The 1099-nt window shown below is 72.6% G+C and carries 2 protein-coding genes; both read right to left on the bottom strand.

Annotated features, from left to right (window positions below):
* On the bottom strand, positions 1-1001 hold a 1001-nt coding region (locus EQG76_RS24580), incomplete at its 3' end, for a molybdenum cofactor synthesis domain-containing protein (protein ID WP_235031543.1).
* Positions 1001-1099 (bottom strand): hypothetical protein, encoded by a 99-nt coding sequence (locus EQG76_RS33675; RefSeq protein ID WP_407925568.1) that lies wholly within the window; start codon positions 1097-1099, stop codon positions 1001-1003. The genes EQG76_RS33675 and EQG76_RS24580, both read right to left, overlap by 1 nt.

A 1099-nucleotide genomic window follows, 5' to 3' on the forward strand; every position in this document is an offset into this window, starting at 1 on the left:
AAGGTGAACATCGCCGAGGTGGGGAAGCCCGGCAGGACGATCACCGGCTTGCCGTCACAGACCGCCAGGCAGAGCGGCTTGCCGGGCTTGAGCGCCACGCCATGGGCGACAATGCCGGGCGGGCCGAGACCGGCGATCAGCCGGTAGGTCAGGTCGCCCGCACCCTTGGAGGTGCCACCCGACAGGATGACCATGTCGCACTCGGCAAAGGCCCGGCCGATGGCGTCCCGCAGCGCCGCTTCCTGGTCGGGGACGGCGCCGTAGCTGACGGCCGTGCCGCCGTTCTCCCCGACCGCCGCCGCGATCATCGGGCCGTTGCTGTCGTAGATGGCGGCCGGGCGGAGCAGGTCGCCCGGGCTGGTCAGCTCGTCGCCGGTGGAAAGCACCGCCACGCGCGGGCGGCGGAACACCGTGACCAGGTCTCGGCCGGCAGCCGCCAGCATGCCGATCTCGCGCGCACCGATCACCGTGCCGGGGCGCAGCAGCGTCTCGCCCTGCGCGATGTCCGAGCCGGCAAAGGCAAGGAACTGTCCGGGAGTGGCGGCGCGCCGCACCAGGATCACGGCACCGTCCCCGGCCGGCTCGGTGTGCTCGATCATCACCACCGCATCCGCACCACGCGGCATCGGCCCGCCGGTGGCGATCGGGGTGGCGGTGCCGGACTGGACGGCCAGGCGCGGGGCGATCCCGCAGGCGATGACCTCCCGGTTCAGCCGCAAGGTCACCGGCGTGCTCTCGCCGGCCGCGGCGAGATCGCTGGCACGCACGGCAAAGCCGTCGACCAGGGAGCGGTCGAATGGTGGCACGTCGATGGCGGCATGGATGGGCGCCGCCGCCACCCGCCCCCGTGCGTCGGCGAGGGTGGCCTGTTCGGTGCCGAGCGGCCCCGGCGGCAGCGCTGCCTCGAAGCGCCGGATGGCTTCCGCGCGCGGCAGCACGGTGAGGAACTGTTCCTGCTGCGCCGCTGCTCCCAGCAGGGCATGGGGATCGACTGCCTGCATCACGCGAACATGGGGAATGGCTGGACCTCGATGATGGTGCCTGAGGCCATGCCTTCGCTCTCCGGCGGCAGGGCCAGCCAGGCATCGGCGGAAGCGAT

This window comes from Geminicoccus flavidas, from assembly GCF_009806515.1.
Classification (GTDB): Bacteria; Pseudomonadota; Alphaproteobacteria; order Geminicoccales; family Geminicoccaceae; genus Geminicoccus; species Geminicoccus flavidus.